Here is an 18,037-nt window from a genome sequence, read left to right on the forward strand (position 1 = left end):
GTTTTACCCGCGGGGGCGAACCGCCGCCCGTGACCGACGACGCACCCGAGACCCTGCCGGAGGACCTGGACGACCTGTTCCCCGCGTACGCCGAGATCGAGGACCCCGATCTCCGCGCCGGCGTCCGCGACGCGTACGCGCTGGCGCTGGCGGAGACCGACTGGGACGACCTCGCGGCGGTGCCGTGGCTCCCGGACGAACAGGCCCGTCTCGGCCTCCCGGACGAAACGAACGTGGAGCACGTGAACGACGTGGCCGCGCTGGCGACGGCGACGGCGGACGTCCTGCTCGACCGTCGCCCCGACCTCGACGTCGACCGCGACCTCGTCGTCGCCGGCGCGCTCGTCCACGACGTGAGCAAGCTGTACGAGTTCGCCCCCGGCGACCCCGACGGCACCGACTACTACGACCTGCTGGGTCACCCGTACGTCGGCGTTCACGTCTGTGAGGCGGCCGGCCTGCCGGTCGAGCTCTCCCACGTCGTGCTCTCGCACACGGGCCGGACCGCGGTCGACCCGGCGACGCTCGAGGCCGAACTCGTGAAGCGCGCCGACGAGGTCGCGGCCGCGGCGATCCGAGCCCGCGCGCTCGACGACCTGCGGGACGCCTGAGCGGGCCGACGTCGCCGGGCGCGTCGCCCGCGTCGCCGACCCGCCGCCCGTCCGCGGCTACTCCAGTTTCCCGAGCGCCTCGAAGAAGTCCGGGGCGGGGCCTGCCAGCCGCATCGGCGGCTCGGTCGTCGACACGGTCACCTCCGCGGGCACGTCGACCGTCCGCTGCCCGCGCCCGTCGGTGATGACGACCGCCTCCCCGGCGTCGGTGAGGGTGACGCTCACCTCCGCGTCGGGCGCGACCAGCAGCGGGGGCATCCCGCCCTCGGCGCACATCTCGTTGACGACCAGCCCCTCGACCCCCGGGTGAACGAGCGGGCCCCGCTCGGAGAGGTTGTACGCGGTCGACCCGGTGGGCGTCGACACGAGCACGCCGTCGGCGTGCCCGCCGGCGTACAGGGAGCCGTCGACGCGCACCTCGTAGCCGACGCCGCCGCCGCGGCCGCGCCGGGCGCCCTGCACGACGACCTCGTTGGCGGCCGGCTCGGAGGTCCAGCCGTCGCACTCGGCGGCGATGCGGGGCGCCTCGCGGACGCGCATGCCGTCCCCGCGGAACGCCTCGACCTCCGCGAGCACGGCGTCGACCGCCTCGTCCGGCGGGACCGCGTTGAGAAACCCCACCTCCCCGAGGTTGACGCCGAGCACGGGGACGCCGCCGGCCCCCCGGGCCGCGTACAGGAACGTGCCGTCGCCGCCGATCGAGACGACCAGGTCGACGCCGTCCATCGCGGACACCGGGACGCCGTCGAGGTCGAGCGCGTCGGCGGTGGCCTCGTCGACCGCGACGCTCACGTCGGCCCGGCGGAGCCTGTCGCGCAGGTCGGCCGCGAGGTACGCCGCGCGGCCGTTCCCCTTCTGGGCGACGATGCCGACTTCCATGTCCGGGGCTCTCGTTCGTCCGGCAAAAAGCCATCCGACACCGGACGCCTCCCCCGGGAGTTCCCTGGGGAACATTCATGCTGACGGACGGTCTCGGCCCTGACGATGAGCGACCGACCGACGCCCGGCAGAGCGGCCGGCGCGGCCGCGGCGGTCCACGGGACGGCCGCCGACCGCGACGAACGGCCGGCGCACGTCGACCGGCGACGGGGAGGTGCCCTCCGGTGAGCGACGAGGAGGAGGGGGAAGACTGGTTCGAGCGGGCCCTGCGCGAGGACGGCGAGGAGGCGGCGGACGCGGCGGGAACCGGCGACGCGGACGGGTCGGCGGAGGACGACGACGTGGACCGGCCCGACGACGACGGGGACCACGACGCGGGCGACGATCCCTTCGGCGGCGACTTCGACGAGGACGTCGGCGACATCGGCGAGGGCCCGACGGGGGCGGGCGAGGCGGGGGCGGGCGACCCCGAGGGCTCCGACCCCTCCGAGGACCCGTTCGGCGACGGCCCCGCCGGGGAGGACGGCGCTCCGGCCCCCGGGGACGGCGACGGCTTCGGCGGCCTCGACGGGAACGGCGGCGTCGCCGGCGGCGAGGGTGCGGCCGGCGGCGAGTTCGGCGGCGCGAGCGACGACGCCGACGCGGACCCCTTCGGCGGCGCGAGCGACGACGCCGACGCGGACCCCTTCGGCGGCGCGAGCGACGACGCGGGCGAGGACCCCTTCGGCGACGACTTCGGCGCCGCGATGCGGGACGCCCCCGGCGGCGGGGACGTCTTCGGCGGGGGCGAGGGGTTCGGCGGCGGTGGCGGCGGCGACTTCGGGGGCTTCGGCGGGGGCGGCGGCGGGCCCGAGTTCGACGAGGAGGAGTTCGACTCCGACATCGACCGGATCGACGTCGGCATCGAGGGGCTCGACGAGATGATCCTCGGCGGGGTCCCCGAGCGTTCGCTGATGGCCGTCATCGGCAGCGCCGGGACCGGCAAGACGACGTTCGGGCTCCAGTTCCTCACCGAGGCGCTCGAGGACGACGGCGACGCCGTCTACATCACGCTGGAGGAGTCGCGGGAGGCCATCCTCTCGACGGCCGAGGAGAAGGGCTGGGAGTACCGGCGCTACGCCGAGGAGGACCGCCTCGCGGTCGTCGCGATGGACCCCATCGAGATGGCGAACTCGCTGGACTCCATCCGGGACGACATCTCCCGGCTGATCACGGAGTTCGAGGCCGACCGCCTCGTGCTGGACTCCGTCTCCCTGCTGGAGATGATGTACGACCACCCGAGCAAGCGCCGCTCGGAGGTGTTCGATTTCGCCCGCTCGCTGAAGCAGGCGGGCGTGACGACGATGCTGACGAGCGAGGCCTCCCAGGAGAACGCCTACGCCTCCCGCCACGGCATCGTCGAGTACCTCACCGACGCCGTGTTCGTCCTCCAGTACGTCCGGCCGTCCGACTTCCGCGAGACCCGCCTCGCGGTGGAGATCCAGAAGATCCGCGACGCGAACCACTCCCGCGAGACGAAGCCCTACGAGATCACGAACGACGGGATCAGCGTGTACCGGCAGGCGAACATCTTCTGACCGACCGCTTTCCGCGGAGTCCTTCTCGCTCGCGGTGGGAACCGAACTGCCCGACACGGCGGGGTCGCCACGTGTCCTCCGTCGGCCTCGATCCCGTACCGGCCGCCACGTCCGTCCGGCCCTCCCAGACCGCTGGCCGTTACGACGACGCCAATGTAATAGACGATCATCCGCTACGGAACGTTAATAGTCGATAATCGAATTATTTCGGAGGGAATAATGGACAAATATTTGCCGATGCGGCCCGTACGGTTCGGTAATGACAACGGACACTGCGGAGGTCGGCGGCGCGGGCGGGGCGTTCGACGTGGGGACGGAGGGAGGGTTCGACCGGATCCTCCTGCCCGTCGACGGCGACACGGACGAGCGGGTACACGAGGTGGCGCTGTCGCTTGCGGCCGCGCACGGGGCGCGCGTGGACGCGCTGTCGGTCGTCCCGATGGACGCGTCGGTGGACCACTGGGACATGGTCGTCGAGCGGCGCGAGGACGCCGCCGAGGCGGCGCTGGACGCCGTCGGCGACGCGGCCGCGCGCGCCGGCGTCGACGCGGAGAAGCGGCTCCGGTACGGGACGCCCGCCGAGGAGATCGGACTCTACGCCGACGGGAACGACGTCGACCTCGTCGTCGTCGGAGAGCCGGACCGGACCGGGCTGCGCCGGCTCCTCTCGCCGAGGAGCGTCGCCGCCGACGTCCGTCGGGAGACGTCTCTCCCGGTGGTCTCGGTGCCGACGGCGACAGACCGGACCGAGTGAACGTCCCTCCCGGACGACCGGGCCCGACCGATCCCTCCAGTTACGTTCCTCCGGTTACGTGCGCCGGTACGCCAGCACGCCGACGACCGCCAGCGACCCGACCAGCGCCGCGAGGGCGAACTCCGGCGTGTCGACCGGGCCGCCGAGCCCCTGACGCTTCACCGTGACGCTCATCGGCTCCGAGGCGTCGTAGCGGTGCGCGAGGTCGCCGTCGTACACGAGCACCTGCATCGCGTGCGTGCCGGGCGTGCTCGCGTCCACCGACTGCGTGACGGTGAGCGTCTCGCCCGGCTCCAGCGACCGCTTCCGGAGCTCGTAGGAGTTCGTCTCGTTGTCCGGGCTCGCGACGTTGAGCACGACCACGGCCGTCGCACGCTCCTCGCCGACGTTCTCGACCGTCAGCGACAGCTCGGTCGACTCCCCGGCCGACATCGTCTCGCTTCCCAGGGTCACGTCCGAGAGACACACCTTCCGGGCCCCGTTGGCCTCGCACGACGCCGACTGGGCGCCGGCCGCCCCCACGGCCGGCCCGAGCAGCAGCGCCGCGACGAACAGTACGACCGCGCCGATCAGGACCGATCTCCGCGCTCCCATGGACGCGAGGCGGCCGGGATCGGACCTAAACCCTCGCCCCCGGCTATCGATGGTGAAAACTGTGATCGCATCCGATCCGCCGCATCTCCGCGGAGGGGACGGCACGGAGTCCGCCCCGTCGGCCCCCCCGGGTCGGCCTCGCCTCATACTGTCGGACGTAACTTCGTGAAGATATTCGCCACCCCGGGGTGTCGAAATTCTTGAAGTGCTTACGTCTGACAGTATCAGTCGTCGGCGGGCGGGGCCGCTTCCCGTCCCTCGTCGGCCGCCAGCGTCGTCTCCTCGACCGGCTCGAACGTCTCGTAGTGGACGATCTCCTCCACGGGCCGGCGGAACTTCCGCTCCGCCTCGGGCTCGTCGGCGTCCTCGGCGGGGTAGCCGACCGCGATGAGCATCACCGGCTCGTAGCCGTCGTCGATGTCGAAGGCCTCGACGAGCGCGTCGTCGTCGAACCCCTCCATCGGGAGCGTCGCGACCCCCTCGTTCCACGCGGCGGTCATGAACTGCTGGGCCGCCAGCGCCGTCGAGCGGTTCGTCCACACCCGCCGTTCCGCCTCGGGAAGCTCCGACAGCCCCTCCACCGTGTCGATGAGGTAGCCCTTCGTCTCCTCGTCCGGGATGTATCCCTTCCGCAGCCAGTCCTCGAACACCGGTTCGGCGTGGGCGGACGGGTCGAGGTTGCCGAGGACGACGACCGTCGCCGACGCCTGCTCGACGTGCTCCTGTCCGTTCGCGACCTCCGCCAGGGTGGCGAGCCGCTCGTCGTCGCGGACGACGAGGAACTCCCACGGCTGGAGGTTGAAGCTCGACGGCGCGAACCGCGCCTGTCGGAAGATCTCCTCCAGCGTCTCCCGGGGGACCTCCTCGTCGCTGTACTCGTGAATCGACCGTCGGGTGGTGACGACGTCCTCGTAGTCCATCGACCGCCCGTACGGTCCGCGCCGGTATGAGGGCGTCAACGCCGGTCGCGACTTCCCGCACCGCGGGAGCTAAAGGGGCTCCCGTCGGGAGAATAAAGCGGTTTCGCGGGGTGACGCGTGCGTCACCGTCGCACGACGGCTCCGAGTGTCGGCCCGCCGAACGGCGGGCGGTCGGCGTGTCGGGCGCCCGGCTCGCGGTCCGGATCGATCGACCCTACCGAACGACGGTCACGGGGACGGGCGAGTTCCGCACGACCGCCTCCGCGACGCTGCCGAGGAGGATCCGCGAGATGCCCCGGCGGCCGTGGCTCCCGACGACGATGTGGTCCACGTCGTGGTCGCCGGCGTACTCCACGATGCCGGCCGCGGGCTTGCCGACCGTCGTCTCGGTCTCCACCTCGGCGGCGTCGCCGAACGACTCGGCGGCCTCGGCCAGCCGCGACTCCGCCTCGGACTTCGTGCGCTCGTACCACTCCTCGGCACCGCTGGGGACGCCCGCGGTGGCGGCGTAGCCGGCCTTCGAGGGGTCGATGACGGTCAGCAGGGTCACCTCCGCGTCGGGCCACTCGTCGGCGACGAACGACAGCGCCGCCCCCGCCTGCTCGGAGTCGTCGACGCCGACCAGCACGCGCTTGCTCATGGGCGGCGGTTCGTCGCCGGGGGAGAAAAGTTCGGTCCCGCCGTCCGTCCGGCCTGGCGTCCGGCCTCGGGCCCGCCCTCGGACGTCCGGCCCGTCCTCCGGCGTTCCTTCCGACCGGCGGCGGCCTACTCCCCGTGACGCGTCACGCACACCGGCAGGCCGGTCACCTCGACCGGCTCGGAGTTGTCGGGCGAGTACACCACCATCTGGCCCTTCTCCATGTACGGCACCTTCCGCGCCAGCGACGGCGGGATGTTCACCGAGGAGATGGCCTCCTCGTCGCCGAGGTTGAGCACGAGCCGCGTGTTCACCTGCTTGAACACCGGGTCTGCGATGTCCTGGGGGTCCTGGGTGACGAGGAACAGGCCGAGCCGTTCCTTGCGTCCCTGCTTGGCCGCCTCGGTGAACTTCGAGACGACCTGTCTCGCCTGGACGTTGTCCGCCCCCGAGAGGAAGTTGTGCGCCTCGTCCATCCCGAGCACCAGCGGCGTCTCGTCGATCCGCGCGCTCTCCGGGTCGTTCGACAGTTTGTCGTCGACGAGCAGCGCCGACACCGCGAGCACGAACATCTCCTTCGCGCGCGCCGACGAGAGGTGGTACGTCGGCACGACCGACAGCCCGCCGGGCCGGACGAGCGTCGTGTCCAGGTCGGTGATCGGCTTCGCGTCCTGGTCGAACACGCCCGAGGGGACGCTCCTGACGCGCCGCTTCACCGCGTCGAAGGTCGCCTCGTGGACGCGCCCGGACTCGTCGAGCTCCTCCTTCAGCGCCGGGTCGTCGAGGAACGAGCAGAACTGCCGGTACGTTCCCTCGTCGTAGTTGCGGAAGAAGCGGTTCAGCAGCGTCAACAGCGCGGGGTACTGGTTCTCGTTGAGCGACGCGCCCGCGACGAGCCACGGCATGTCGTACTCGTCGACGATGGAGAACGGGATCGTGAACTCCACCTGCTCGGCGCGGTGACCGCGCCCGGGGTAGCTCACGCCCGCCTCCTTCGGGACGAGCGCGACGGTGTCGTCGTGGCCGCCGTGCTCGATCCCCTCCCGCTCCAAGCGCCGGGCCCACTCCGAGTCGAGGGCGTCGTTGTCGTCGTGCATCTGGGCGTACTCGTCCTGTGGGTCGAACATCACGACCGCGGCGCGGGCGTCCCGGCCGTCGTCAGTCTCGTAGGTGCGCCCGAGGTACTGCCGGAGGACGTTCTTGGCGCCGTGGGTCTTGCCCGAGCCGGTGCCGCCGGCGACGAGCGTGTGCCGGAACACGAGCGGGTCGCCGTCGGCGTAGTCGTCCTTCAGCCGGTAGTCGACCGTCGGGGGCTCGGCGGCCGTCCGGACCTTCTCGCCGCCCACCGAGAGGTGGCCGAGGAACACGCCGTCCTCGGGGATGGCGAGCCCGGTCTTGATCTGGTCGGCCGCGGTCGCCTGCCGGACGAGCGCGCCCGGCTTCGGCACCCGGTCGACCATCCGGCGCTTCAGGTCGTCGCCCTCCCGGAACAGCACGGCGACGGGGGACAGCTCGGCGATGTACTTGTAGTCGGCCTCGGCGAAGTCGCCGCGGTCCGTCCGCATCCGCCGCCGGGCGGTCAGCTCCGTCGCGTCGTCGGTGCGGAACTCCTGGTCGTACTCCAGGGCGGTGATCCGGCAGAACAGTTGCTCGCCGTCGGGGTACGGCACCATGAGGTACGTCCCGATGCGCACCTCCTCGCGGTTGCCGGCGGTCACGAACGCCTTCAGGCTCGTCTCGTCGTCGTCCTCGGCGACGCGCAGCCCCTGGGCCACCGAGACGGTGCCGATCCCCTCGGCGGTGCCGGCGTCGGCGGCGTCCATGGCGAACCGCTCGAACCCGGACTCGGGCCCGTCCTCGTCCTCGCCCTCGTCTACGGCTCCCCCGCCCCGGTCCCCCGCGGGCGCCGCCCCGGACGCGCCGGGGTCGGCGCCGTCGGCGGCCGTCCCGTCGCCGCCGCTCGCGTCGTCGAACTGGCCGGGGTCCTCGAAGTCGCCGAGGTTCGGCTCTCCGCCGTCGGTCATGTCACGGCCCTCGTGGCGCGCCGTGAAAACCGTATCCGTCGCGGCGCGGCGCCGCCCGGGGGCACCCGGTCCCGTGCGCGTCGCCCGGCCGGATGCGACGCTTTTTCCGCGCTCGCCGACACGTTCCGGTATGCTACTGGTCCGCGGGAGCGGCGGCGGCACCACCCTCACCGGCACCGTCTTCGAGCGGGGCGAGCGCGCGCCGTCGTTCAAGGGCGCGCCCGACGAGGACGCGCCGTACGTCTGGGTGTGCGACTCGTTCTACGAGGTGGAGTCCGGCGGCTCCGAACTGGTGGTGAACGGCGAGCCCATCCGCGTCGCCTTCGAGTCGCCGGCGCCCCGGGGATTCGACACCCGCGACCAGGCCGTCGAGGCCGCCAAGGAGCACGTCCGGACCCAGTTCGCGCGCGTCGGCGTCCCCGAGGCCGAGGTAGAGATCGAAGTCGTCAAGGAGGACCCGTAGGCGGGCCTTCCTCCTCCCCCCGTCCCGCGGGCGCCGGTCCCCCACGGCCCCTATCCCCCGTCCTCGTCCCCCCACCGCACGTCGTCGTACGTCCGCAGGAACTCCGCGCCGAACCGCTCCTCGAACTTCCGCCGAAGCGCCTCCGTCTCGCCGACGCCGATCCGGGCCAGCTCGTCGGCCTTCGCGACCGCACGCGGGGGCCCGGCCTCGGCTGCGACCTCGCCGATCACCTGCCTCGTCAGCCGCTCGCGGGTCTCCGCGTCGGCGGTGAACGCCGCCGGCGCCTCCACCTTGAACAGCACGTCCTCGCGGGGCTCGTACACGTGCATGTACGTCACCTCGTACCCCGCCGGGTCGAGGCGCCGCTCGACGCCCAGCGGGTCGCCGTCGCTCGCGAGCGGTCGGTCGGAGCCGCCGCGCGAGCGGAGCCACGAGGTGAAGGTGATCGCGTCGTCGTCGCGCTCGCCGTCCGCGCGCCGCTCCAGCAGGCGGGTGAACAGCGCGGCGTCGTCGGGCCACGGCGCCTCGACGCCCTTCCGGTCGAGCGTCCGGGTGACGTACCCCGAGGTGGGATTCTTGACGAACCCGAGGACCGGCACGTCGCGCTCGATGCACGACTCGACGAGCCGGACGTAGGTGCGGACGGCCTCCTGGACCGTCTCGCCGTGGGCGACCTCCCGCAGCTCGCGGTCGCGGGTCGCCCAGTTGAGCAGGCGCTTCGGGTACAGCGGCCCGTCGAGCACGAGCAGGTCGCCGACCTCCCCGCGGTCGACGTGCCGGCGGGCGTGGTGTGACTCCGCCAGCGACAGCGCCAGCTCGTGGACCATCTCGTCGGCGAACCGGCGGCTCCGGGGCACCTTCAGCACGCGCCGTTCGGAGGCGCCCTCGTCGTACGGCATCCACCCGTCGGGGACGTCCGGGAACGCCACCGTCGCGTCGTTCGCGTGCACCGTGACGACGATGGAGCGCCCGCGGTGGAGGTCCAGGTCCGTCGGCTCCGCGCCCATCGCCGCCTGCGCGACGTCGAGGACGAGCCCGTTCTTGAACGACGTGGGGTTGAGCGTGCCCGAGTCGACGCCGTGGCTCGTCCCGAACGGTCGGTCCGCGAGCGCGGCGTCCTCGACGGGCGTCCGCCTGAGCTCGTGGTCGCCGAGCGCCTCAAGCGTCACCCGACCGTCGTCGCGGAGCGGGTCGAGCCACTCGCGCCAGGCCGTGCCCGCGAGGTCCTCGTGGTCGGCGTCGTCGACCCCGTCGGCGATGGCCGAGGCGAGGTACGCGATGGTGTCGACGTGTACGGGGTCCAGCGTCACGACCGGACGCGGGTTCCGGCGGCGCAAAAACGGTGCGGTCGGTCGCTGACTTCTTATCCCGTCGCGACCTGGCTCCGGTCGTGATACGGTCGGTCGGCTTCGACCTCGACTACACGCTCGCGGTCCCGGAGCGGTCGCGCTCGGCCCTCCTCGCCGACGCGCTCGACGCCGGCGGGGCGGCCGAGCTCGCCGGCACCGTGGACCGGCAGTCGTACCTCGACGCCCACGCCAGACACCGAACCGCCGACAGCCGGGAGCCGGTGTTCGCGGACCTGCTGGCCCCCCACGACGTGGAGGCCGATCCGGCGGACCTCGCGACCGCCTACCGGGAGGCCGTGACCGGGGCGATCGTCCCGGTCGAGGGCGCTCGCGACCTCGTCGCCGACCTCCGGGAGCGCTACCGCGTCGGCGTGCTCACGAACGGTCCCGTCAGGGCGCAGACCGCGAAGCTCGACCACCTCGGCTGGTGGGAGGACTTCGACACGGTCCACATCTCCGGCGACCTCCCCGCGGGCAAGCCCGACGAGCGGGCGTTCGCAGCCCTCCTGGAGGGGCTCGGCACCGCGCCCGAGGAGACCGTCTACGTCGGCGACCACCCGGTCGAGGACGTGCGCGGGGCCGCGGCCGTCGGCATCAACACGGTCCAGGTGCTCGGCGGCGGCGACGAGCCGGCCCCCGAGGCGGACGCGTCGGTCGCGCGCGACCGCCTCGCGGCCGACCTCCCGGGGATCCTGGCCGGGTTCTGAGGCGGACCCCGATCCGGCGGGGAGGCACCCGCGTCGGCGTCGCCCCCGCTCACGCCTCCCCGTCGCCGCGGACGGCCGCCTCGAACGCCGGGAGCACGCGCTTCACCTGCGCGCCGTCCTCGACGAACACGACCGTCCGCGGCGGCTCGACCGCCTTCGGGCGGACGCGCAGCCCCTCGGCGTCGGCCGCCCGCGCCGCCGCGTCCGGGGCGGCCCGGAACTCCACGCGGGCGCGGTCGGGGTGGACGAACACCTCGGCGACGACCGTCCCCTCCCCGCCGTCGGCACCGCTCCCGGCCGCGTCCCCGTCGTCCTCGGTGCCCTCCGCGCCCTCGACCACCCGGTAGGCCCGCGTCCCGTCGGCTGTCGGTTCCACCTCGGGGTCGGCGTCGCCGACGGTCACGTCCGCGAGGTAGTTCCCGTCGCCGACGAGTTCCGACGCGAGCAACTGCGCGATGCGGACGCCGTCGGCCGTCCGGTCCCCGACCATCACTCCGCATCTCCGGCGTCCGCGTCGCCCTCGGGGCCCGCGTCGCCGTCGCCGTCCTCGAACAGCTCCGCGCGGGCGTCGTCGGCGACCTCGCCGACGTCGACGCCGCGCTCGCGGGCGACGAGCACCGCCGCCGTCTCGAGGGTCACGCCGGCCTCGCGCTGCCGGCGGTTCGCCGCGGCGACCGCCTCGCGCTTCTCGACGCCGGCGGCGACGAGCGCGTCGACGGCCGTCTCGAAGGTTGACTGCTCGCGCAGGATCGACTCGTCGGGCTCGAAGTCCGGGGGGACGTGCACCTCCGCGGGGTCGAACTGCGCCACGAGGTCGTCGCCCGCCTCGGCGAGCAGGCCGCGGCCGGTCGCGATGTCGACGAGCCGCTTCGCCTGGTCCGGGGAGAACCAGTCGCGGTCGAGCGAGAGCGCCACGACGAACTCGCCCTCGCCCATCCGGTCGGTGCCGGCGCCGCGGAACGGCGCGGCGACGGCGGCCTCCAGCGTCATACCCGTCCCTGTGCCGGCCCCCCACAAAAGCCGCTCGTTGGCCGTCGCTCGGTGCCGTGGCCACCGGAGGGGAGCGGAGCGTAGCGGAGAAGCGGGGCGGCGGGACCGACCCGACCGGTCGACGCTACGCGAACGCCAGCGAGTCGTCGGCGTCGGCGTCGTCCGCCTGGGAGGTCTTCTCCCAGGCGTTCTCGAAGTCGGCCATCGTGATCTCCGTGCGGTCCTCGCGGATCGCGAACATGCCCGCCTCCGTGCACACCGCCTTCACGTCGGCGCCGGAGGCGCCCTCGGTGAGCTCCGCGAGCGCCGCGAAGTCCACGTCGTCGGCGACGTTCATGTCGCGGGTGTGGATCTCGAAGATGAGCTCGCGCCCCTCGGCCTCGGGCTTGGGTACCTCGATGAGGCGGTCGAACCGGCCCGGCCGGAGGATGGCGGGGTCGAGCATGTCGAAGCGGTTCGTCGCCGCGATGATCCGGATCTCGCCGCGCTCGTCGAAGCCGTCCATCTCCGAGAGGAGCTGCATCATCGTCCGCTGGACCTCGGCGTCGCCGGAGGTCTTCGAATCCGTCCGCTTGGAGGCGATGGCGTCGATCTCGTCGATGAAGATGACGGCGGGCTCGTTCTCGCGGGCGACCTCGAACAGGTCGCGCACCAGCTTCGCCCCCTCGCCGATGAACTTGTGGACCAGCTCCGAGCCGGCCATCTTGATGAAGGTGGCGTCGGTCTGGTTCGCGACGGCCTTCGCGAGCATCGTCTTCCCGGTCCCGGGCGGACCGTGCAGCAGCACGCCGCTCGGGGGCTGAATGCCCACGTCGGTGAACATCTCCGGGCTCTTCAGCGGCATCTCGACGGTCTCGCGCACCTCGTTCATCTGCTCGTCGAGCCCGCCGATGTCCTCGTAGGTCACGTCCGGCGAGTGTTCGACCTGCATGACGCGGGCGCGCACGTCCGTCTCCTTCTCCAGCTTCTTCACGACCGACAGGGAGTTGTTGACGGCGACGCGGTCGTCCGGTTCGAGGTCCTCGCGCATCTCGTCGGTGACCTCGGTGAGCGCCTCCTGGTTGTTGCCGTGCTGTTTGATCACGACGCCGTCGCCGGTCAGCTCCTGGACCGTGGCGACGAACAGCGGCGACTGCTTGAGCTTCTTGTTCTCGTGCGTGAGCCGCTCGAGCTTCTGCTGGTACTTGTTGTTCTCCGCGTTCGCGTCCAGGAGCTTGTCCCGCATCTCCTCGTTTTGCCCCTCGAGGACCTCGAGGCGCTCCTGGAGGGCCTCGATCTTCTCCTGTTGCGACGCCGTCTCCTCCTCGTACGGGAGGTCGACGTCGTCGACGGTGTCAGTCATCGGCGGAGGTAGGGCGGTCGTTAATAAGAGACTTCGGGTCGTGGTGACTCCCGTGATAACTGAATGTCCGCGAGTAATTCATTCGATAGAAAGTATTAACGGATAGCGGCCCGTTCGTCGGGACACCATGAGCGTATCCGACGCAGAAGCCGTCCCCGAGGGCGACGCGGCCGCGGACGAGTGGGAACGCGTGCGCGACCTGCCGCCGAGCGCGAAGCTCGTCGCGAAGGTGCTGGAGTACGAGGACACCCTGAGCCAGAGCGAGCTCGCCGAGGAAACGCTGCTCCCCTCGCGGACCGTCCGCTACGCGCTCTCGCGGCTGGAGGAGGCCGACGCCGTCGAGTCGCGGTTCTCCTTCACCGACGCCCGCAAGCGCCTCTACACGCTGGACCTGTGATCCCCCGCCCGGCCCGCCGGTTCCGCCGCGCTCGCCGGTCCGGCCGAACCGAACGATAGTTCCCCCGCCCGAGCCGTCAGCCACGGCGACCCGACGAGGTATCGGTCGGCGACGCCGACCCGACCTCGACGCCGTGGAGGAGGCCGGCGAGCGTCTCGACCCCGTCGATCAGCCGGGGGCTCGGCTGGTTCAACAGCGAGTCGTCGACGACGTGGACCGTCGCGTCGACGTCCCACCCGCGGTCGGCCAGCTCCGTCCCCGACGGCTCCCTGTCCTCGCCGCACCAGTGCAACACCGCGTGGTCGGGGTCGGCCGCCTCGACGGCCTCGCGGTCCGCCGCCGCCGAGCGCTCGCCGGGGGCGACGAACGGGGAGCGGCCGCCGGCGGCGGCGACGGCGTCGGGGACCCAGTTTCCCGCGGCCATCGGCGGGTCGCCCCACTCCTCGGCGTAGACGACCGGGCGCTCGGCGGGGTCGTCGGGGACCGCCTCCCGGACGCGCGCGACGCGCTCGCGGCACTCGTCCGCGAGGCGCTCGCCCGCACCGGGACCGCCGACGGCGTCGCCGACCGACGCCACGTACTCGAACACGTCCGTCAGTCGCGTCGGCTCGGCGTGCGTCACCGGGAGGCCGCGCTCGCGAAGCGCCCCGGCCGTCTCCCGCTGGAGCGGGTCGCACGTCAGCACCGCGTCCGGGTCCAGCCGCTCGACGGCGTCGAGGTCGGGGTTCGGCCAGCCCCCGACGACCGTCGGGTCCGCCCCCGCCGGCGGGTCGCAGGCGCGCGTGACTCCGACGAGCCGGTCGACCACGTCGAGTCCGTGGGATGTCCGCCCCCCGTCGGGCGACCCCGCCGCCGCCAGCGCCGCGACCGTCGCCGTCGCGCTCGGCGCGAGCGAGACGATCCGATCGGTCACCACGGGTTCTTCACCATCGTTAGGGCGTGGGATCTACTCACACAAATAGCTCCCGTCCCGCGGTTTTCCGATCGCGTCACGGCGTCCCACCGTCGTCGCGACACCGTTTGATTTATATATTGATCGCGCTTTCGTTGGGCACAGAGTCACCCGGGGTTTTTTGTATCCCCTTTCGGGCTCCCGCCCACCAGACGCAATGAGCGAGAACACCCACACCCGCCGGCGACCCGCCGGGCGCGAACGAGGCACAGCACACGAACACACCGACGAGACCGAGGAGGAGCGGACCGACGACGAGGGGTTGGTCTGCCCCGAGTGCAGCGGCAACGTCGTCCAGGACGAGGAACACGGCGAGACGGTCTGTGCGGAGTGCGGCCTCGTCATCGAGGAGGACTCCGTCGACCGCGGCCCCGAGTGGCGCGCGTTCGACGCCGCCGAGAAGGACCAGAAGAGCCGGGTCGGCGCCCCGACCACGAACACGATGCACGACAAGGGGCTGTCGACCAACATCGACTGGCGCGACCAGGACGCCTACGGCCGCTCGCTGGGCGCCCGCCAGCGCCAGAAGATGCGCCGCCTCCGCAAGTGGAACGAGCGGTTCCGCACGCGCGACTCCAAGGAGCGCAACCTCAAGCAGGCGCTCGGCGAGATCGACCGCATGGCCTCGGCGCTGGGCCTCCCGGACAACGTCCGCGAGACCGCCTCCGTCATCTACCGCCGCGCCCTCGACGAGGACCTCCTGCCGGGCCGCTCCATCGAGGGCGTCTCCACGGCCTGCGTGTACGCCGCCGCCCGGATGGCCGGCGTCCCGCGTTCGCTCGACGAGATCGCGGACGTCTCCCGCGTCAGCAAGGACGAGGTCGCGCGCACGTACCGCTACGTGGTGCGCGAGCTGAAGCTGGAGGTCAAGCCCGCCGACCCCGAGCAGTACGTCCCGCGGTTCGCCTCCTCGCTGGAGCTGTCCGAGGAGTCGGAGATGCGCGCGAAGCAGCTCCTGAAGAACGCCAAGGAGAAGGGCGTCCACTCGGGCAAGTCGCCGGTCGGCCTCGCGGCCGCCGCCGTCTACGCCGCGGCCCTGCTCACCAACGAGAAGACGACCCAGGCGGCGGTCTCGGAGGTCGCCGACATCTCCGAGGTCACCATCCGCAACCGCTACCACGAGCTGCTGGAGGCCGAGGACGGCCTCGTCGCGTAACCGCCTCCGCGACGGACCCGATACGACGCCGACCGCGGACGGGAACACACCACCCACGGTTTTGCTCCCCGCCGTCCACGTCGACCCATGAGCGACGCGTTCGCGCTGGACCCCGACTCGTTCTCGCTGGCGGCGGCGACCGCCGACCTCGACGCGGAGCCGGCCGCCCGCGAGCACGCCGACTGCGTGGAGTTCCGGATGGACATGGCCGACGACCCGCTGGACGCGCTCGCCGCCTACGACGGCGAGCTCCCCCTCCTAGTGACGAACCGCCCGCGCTGGGAGGGCGGGGAGACGGCGCCGTACGGCCGGCTCGACGCGCTGGCCGAGGCGGTCGAGCACGACGCGGTCGCGGCCGTCGACGTCGAACTCGCGACGCTGCGCGGCCGGCCCGCCGGGACGAACGACGTCGACGCGGCGAGGCTGGTCGGGCACGCCCGCGCGCACGGCGCCGCGGTCGTCGCGTCCGTCCACGACTTCGACGGGACGCCCGCGCCGGCCGCGCTCGACCTGCTCCTCCGGGCCGCGGCCGACGCCGGCGACGTGGGGAAGCTCGCGGTCACCGCGCGCACGAGGGGGGAGGCGCTGGCGCTCCTGTCGGCGACCCACCGAGCGACGGTCCGCGGCGACCGCGTCGCGACGATGGCGATGGGCGAGCACGGGAGCCACACGCGCGCCGTCGCGCCGGTGTACGGCTCCCGGATCGGCTACGCTCCCGTCGACGCCGCCGACGCGACCGCGCCGGGGCAGTACGACCTCGCGACGCTGCGGCGGCTGGTCGACGACCTCCTGTGACGGGGCCGGGCGACCCGTGACCGGCCCCGCCCGCGCCGCATCCGACGTACGGCCGCCGGGGAGCCGACGCGCGTCCGACGCCGGGTGAGAACCTTCTTGGCGATGGCTCGGGTGAGTGGGGGGTATGCGACGACGCCCGGCGTTCGCGGCGGCGCTGGCGGTCGTGCCGGCGCTCGGACACGCCTACCTCCGGCGCTGGAGCCGGGGGCTCGCCTGGCTGGCGCTGCTGGCGGGGTCGGCGCTCGTCTTCGCGGGCGTGTTCGGCGTCGACGACCTCGCGCCGGCGTCGCTCGACCCGTCCCTGACGACCGGGCTCCGGATCGGCGTGCCGCTGGCGGTCGTGCTCGCGCTGTCGGCTGTCGACGCCTACGTGCTGGCCCGGCGCGACGCCCGCCCGGCCGGCCTCACCTGCCCCCGCTGCGGGCGGGGGGTCGACCTCTCGATCGGCTTCTGCTGGTACTGCTCGGTCGAGTTCGAGTACGTCGACGAGTAGGACCCGCGGCCGTCGCGGCCGCCCGAACGGGTCGTTTACGCTTACTGCTCGATGATCGACTCCTCGACGGCCTCGCCGAAGTGCCGGGCCACGTCCTCGTAGTAGACGAGCACCTCGTCGCCCTCGGCCAGGTCGGTGACGGCTTTCCGCCCGTCGGCGGTGGCGACCTTCACGGTCTCGGCGTTCTGGATGAGCGTCTCGATGCGGTCGACCTCGCCGTCGTCGGTCTCGATCTCCGCCTGCACGCGGAACATCGGACGCTTCTCGATCTTCACGCGGCCGACGACGGCCTCGCGGGTGCGGCCCTCCGTGTCGAGCACCTGCACCTCGTCGCCCGAGCGCAGCTCCGAGAGGTACTTCGTGCCGCCGTCGGGCGTCCGGACGTACGCGTGGACCGCGCCGGCGTTCACGCGGAAGGGTCGCGAGGCGACGTACGGCGAGTCGGCCGTCTCCGCGTGGACGAAGAACAGCCCGCGCGACATCGACCCGACGAGCATCCCCTCGTCGTGGTCCATGATCGACCCGGTGTCGACGCAGACGCGGTCGGCCGAGCCCGCGCGCTCGACGGCCGTGACGGTCGCCGTCGAGAGGTCGAGCGTCTCGCGGTCGGCCTCGTCGCGGACCTCCACCGTCCTCCGGATCTCGTCGGGGTCGTCCGTGTCCAGCAGGACGCCCTCGGCTCCGAGCTCCAGGGTCTCGAACGCCGTCCGGGCCTCCTCGGCGGTGGTCGCGCCGGCGATGAGCATCGTGTCCTCGCCGATGCGGGCGATGAGGTTCTCCAGCGGGATGATCTGCCAGTTCTCGCCGGCGACGATGACGAACTCCGCGTCGCGGGCGGCCGCCTCGGCGAACGACTCGTACTCCTCGTCGAAGATGCGGACGTACGCGCCCTGCGCGCGGTTGTCGCTCCGGCGCAGCGTCGAGAGGTCCGCCGACCCCGAGAGGTCGGCGGGCATCTCGACGGTGCCGTCGCCCTCGCCGTCCTTGCCGACGATGTAGGCGTCCGCCTCGGCGTCGTCGCCGTCCCCCTCGGATTCGGGGTCGTCGATCACGTCCACGTCGGCGTCCGACCGGAACGCCGCGACGTTCACGTCGCCGAGCTCGCGCACCCTCGCCACGTCGCGCTCGTCGACGAGCACCCAATCGACCCCGGCCTCCAGCCCGGCGGTGATCCGTCGCCGTCGCGCGTCCCAGTCGCCGACGCCGTCGTCGGCGCGGATCCAGACGGACCGCGTTCGTGTCATTACCGGTCGCACTCGCGGCCGGCGCTTTAATATGGCGGATACGGAGACGGCTGCGACGCTCCGACGGCGAGGCCGATATCGGGACCGCGACGCCGACGTGGGAAGCGGACCGCCGGTGTCGGACCCGCGATGCGTGACGGCGGGACGGATCCC

Annotated in this window: 21 protein-coding genes; 10 read left to right on the top strand and 11 right to left on the bottom strand. The window is 72.6% G+C overall.

The features are described from left to right. Window positions 1–29 precede the first annotated feature (29 nt). A complete protein-coding gene (locus tag ACQUQ1_RS04780; protein WP_435063123.1) occupies window positions 30–611 on the top strand; it encodes an HD domain-containing protein in 582 nt (193 codons plus the stop codon). Window positions 612–668: 57 nt separating this feature from the next. Here ACQUQ1_RS04780 and ACQUQ1_RS04785 read toward each other — a convergent pair whose 3' ends face one another. Beyond that, window positions 669–1,490: an NAD(+)/NADH kinase gene (locus tag ACQUQ1_RS04785; protein WP_435063124.1), complete on the bottom strand. Its 822-nt coding sequence runs from the start codon at window positions 1,488–1,490 to the stop codon at window positions 669–671. A gap of 105 nt (window positions 1,491–1,595) precedes the next feature. On the opposite strand from ACQUQ1_RS04785, the gene ACQUQ1_RS04790 reads away from it, so the two are divergent. The 3 genes from ACQUQ1_RS04790 (at window position 1,596) to ACQUQ1_RS04800 (ending at window position 3,821) form a co-directional block, all read left to right on the top strand. Next, window positions 1,596–1,718, top strand: coding sequence for a hypothetical protein (locus ACQUQ1_RS04790; RefSeq protein ID WP_435063125.1), 123 nt, complete (start codon window positions 1,596–1,598; stop codon window positions 1,716–1,718). Next, a complete protein-coding gene (locus ACQUQ1_RS04795; RefSeq protein WP_435063126.1) occupies window positions 1,715–3,067 on the top strand; it encodes a KaiC domain-containing protein in 1,353 nt (450 codons plus the stop codon). Before ACQUQ1_RS04790 ends, ACQUQ1_RS04795 begins: the two co-directional genes overlap by 4 nt. Before the next feature lie 259 nt (window positions 3,068–3,326). Continuing rightward, entirely contained in the window at window positions 3,327–3,821 is a 495-nt protein-coding gene (locus ACQUQ1_RS04800) for a universal stress protein (protein ID WP_435063127.1), read from the top strand. A 54-nt stretch (window positions 3,822–3,875) separates the two neighbouring features. Here the strand turns inward: ACQUQ1_RS04800 and ACQUQ1_RS04805 are convergent, their stop codons facing one another. The 4 genes from ACQUQ1_RS04805 to ACQUQ1_RS04820 all read right to left on the bottom strand — a co-directional run bounded on the left by ACQUQ1_RS04805 (window position 3,876) and on the right by ACQUQ1_RS04820 (window position 7,996). Beyond that, complete coding sequence (locus ACQUQ1_RS04805; RefSeq protein ID WP_435063128.1) at window positions 3,876–4,415, bottom strand: CARDB domain-containing protein; 540 nt, start codon at window positions 4,413–4,415, stop codon at window positions 3,876–3,878. A gap of 224 nt (window positions 4,416–4,639) precedes the next feature. Further along, complete coding sequence (locus ACQUQ1_RS04810) at window positions 4,640–5,335, bottom strand: nitroreductase family protein (RefSeq protein WP_435063129.1); 696 nt, start codon at window positions 5,333–5,335, stop codon at window positions 4,640–4,642. Window positions 5,336–5,549: 214 nt separating this feature from the next. Continuing rightward, a complete protein-coding gene (locus tag ACQUQ1_RS04815) occupies window positions 5,550–5,975 on the bottom strand; it encodes a universal stress protein (protein WP_435063130.1) in 426 nt (141 codons plus the stop codon). Window positions 5,976–6,100: 125 nt separating this feature from the next. Beyond that, window positions 6,101–7,996, bottom strand: a complete 1,896-nt coding sequence (locus tag ACQUQ1_RS04820; protein WP_435063131.1) for an ATP-binding protein — start codon at window positions 7,994–7,996, stop codon at window positions 6,101–6,103. Window positions 7,997–8,126: 130 nt separating this feature from the next. Between ACQUQ1_RS04820 and ACQUQ1_RS04825 the strand changes: the two genes are divergently transcribed. After that, complete coding sequence (locus ACQUQ1_RS04825) at window positions 8,127–8,459, top strand: DUF7113 family protein (protein ID WP_435063132.1); 333 nt, start codon at window positions 8,127–8,129, stop codon at window positions 8,457–8,459. 50 nt (window positions 8,460–8,509) lie between these two features. Here the strand turns inward: ACQUQ1_RS04825 and ACQUQ1_RS04830 are convergent, their stop codons facing one another. Further along, window positions 8,510–9,769, bottom strand: coding sequence for a DNA double-strand break repair nuclease NurA (locus ACQUQ1_RS04830; protein ID WP_435063133.1), 1,260 nt, complete (start codon window positions 9,767–9,769; stop codon window positions 8,510–8,512). Window positions 9,770–9,849: 80 nt separating this feature from the next. On the opposite strand from ACQUQ1_RS04830, the gene ACQUQ1_RS04835 reads away from it, so the two are divergent. After that, the gene (locus ACQUQ1_RS04835) at window positions 9,850–10,515 is read left to right on the top strand and encodes an HAD family hydrolase (protein ID WP_435063134.1); all 666 of its coding nucleotides are present in this window, start codon (window positions 9,850–9,852) and stop codon (window positions 10,513–10,515) included. A gap of 49 nt (window positions 10,516–10,564) precedes the next feature. Here ACQUQ1_RS04835 and ACQUQ1_RS04840 read toward each other — a convergent pair whose 3' ends face one another. The 3 genes from ACQUQ1_RS04840 to pan1 all read right to left on the bottom strand — a co-directional run bounded on the left by ACQUQ1_RS04840 (window position 10,565) and on the right by pan1 (window position 12,847). After that, on the bottom strand, window positions 10,565–11,005 hold the full coding sequence (locus ACQUQ1_RS04840) for a hypothetical protein (protein ID WP_435063135.1): 441 nt from the start codon (window positions 11,003–11,005) through the stop codon (window positions 10,565–10,567). Then, window positions 11,005–11,505, bottom strand: a complete 501-nt coding sequence (locus tag ACQUQ1_RS04845; protein ID WP_435063136.1) for a DUF2240 family protein — start codon at window positions 11,503–11,505, stop codon at window positions 11,005–11,007. The genes ACQUQ1_RS04840 and ACQUQ1_RS04845 overlap by 1 nt, the downstream gene beginning before the upstream one ends. A gap of 124 nt (window positions 11,506–11,629) precedes the next feature. Next, window positions 11,630–12,847, bottom strand: a complete 1,218-nt coding sequence (gene pan1 / locus ACQUQ1_RS04850) for a proteasome-activating nucleotidase Pan1 (RefSeq protein WP_435063137.1) — start codon at window positions 12,845–12,847, stop codon at window positions 11,630–11,632. Window positions 12,848–12,974: 127 nt separating this feature from the next. Here pan1 and ACQUQ1_RS04855 point away from each other — a divergent pair, with 127 nt between their 5' ends. Then, window positions 12,975–13,244: a MarR family transcriptional regulator gene (locus tag ACQUQ1_RS04855; protein WP_435063138.1), complete on the top strand. Its 270-nt coding sequence runs from the start codon at window positions 12,975–12,977 to the stop codon at window positions 13,242–13,244. 76 nt (window positions 13,245–13,320) lie between these two features. Here ACQUQ1_RS04855 and ACQUQ1_RS04860 read toward each other — a convergent pair whose 3' ends face one another. Beyond that, window positions 13,321–14,160, bottom strand: a complete 840-nt coding sequence (locus tag ACQUQ1_RS04860; RefSeq protein WP_435063139.1) for a helical backbone metal receptor — start codon at window positions 14,158–14,160, stop codon at window positions 13,321–13,323. A 193-nt stretch (window positions 14,161–14,353) separates the two neighbouring features. Between ACQUQ1_RS04860 and ACQUQ1_RS04865 the strand changes: the two genes are divergently transcribed. From ACQUQ1_RS04865 to ACQUQ1_RS04875, 3 genes are all read left to right on the top strand, one after another. Next, a complete protein-coding gene (locus tag ACQUQ1_RS04865; RefSeq protein WP_435063140.1) occupies window positions 14,354–15,352 on the top strand; it encodes a transcription initiation factor IIB in 999 nt (332 codons plus the stop codon). An 87-nt stretch (window positions 15,353–15,439) separates the two neighbouring features. After that, the gene (locus ACQUQ1_RS04870) at window positions 15,440–16,147 is read left to right on the top strand and encodes a type I 3-dehydroquinate dehydratase (RefSeq protein ID WP_435063141.1); all 708 of its coding nucleotides are present in this window, start codon (window positions 15,440–15,442) and stop codon (window positions 16,145–16,147) included. Window positions 16,148–16,271: 124 nt separating this feature from the next. Continuing rightward, a complete protein-coding gene (locus ACQUQ1_RS04875; protein ID WP_435063142.1) occupies window positions 16,272–16,640 on the top strand; it encodes a DUF7575 domain-containing protein in 369 nt (122 codons plus the stop codon). Between the two features lie 41 nt (window positions 16,641–16,681). On the opposite strand, the gene ACQUQ1_RS04880 is transcribed toward ACQUQ1_RS04875, so the two are convergent. After that, the gene (locus ACQUQ1_RS04880; protein ID WP_435063143.1) at window positions 16,682–17,884 is read right to left on the bottom strand and encodes a 3-dehydroquinate synthase II; all 1,203 of its coding nucleotides are present in this window, start codon (window positions 17,882–17,884) and stop codon (window positions 16,682–16,684) included. Window positions 17,885–18,037 lie beyond the last annotated feature (153 nt).

This window comes from Halobaculum sp. EA56, assembly GCF_051195075.1.
GTDB lineage: Archaea > Halobacteriota > Halobacteria > Halobacteriales > Haloferacaceae > Halobaculum.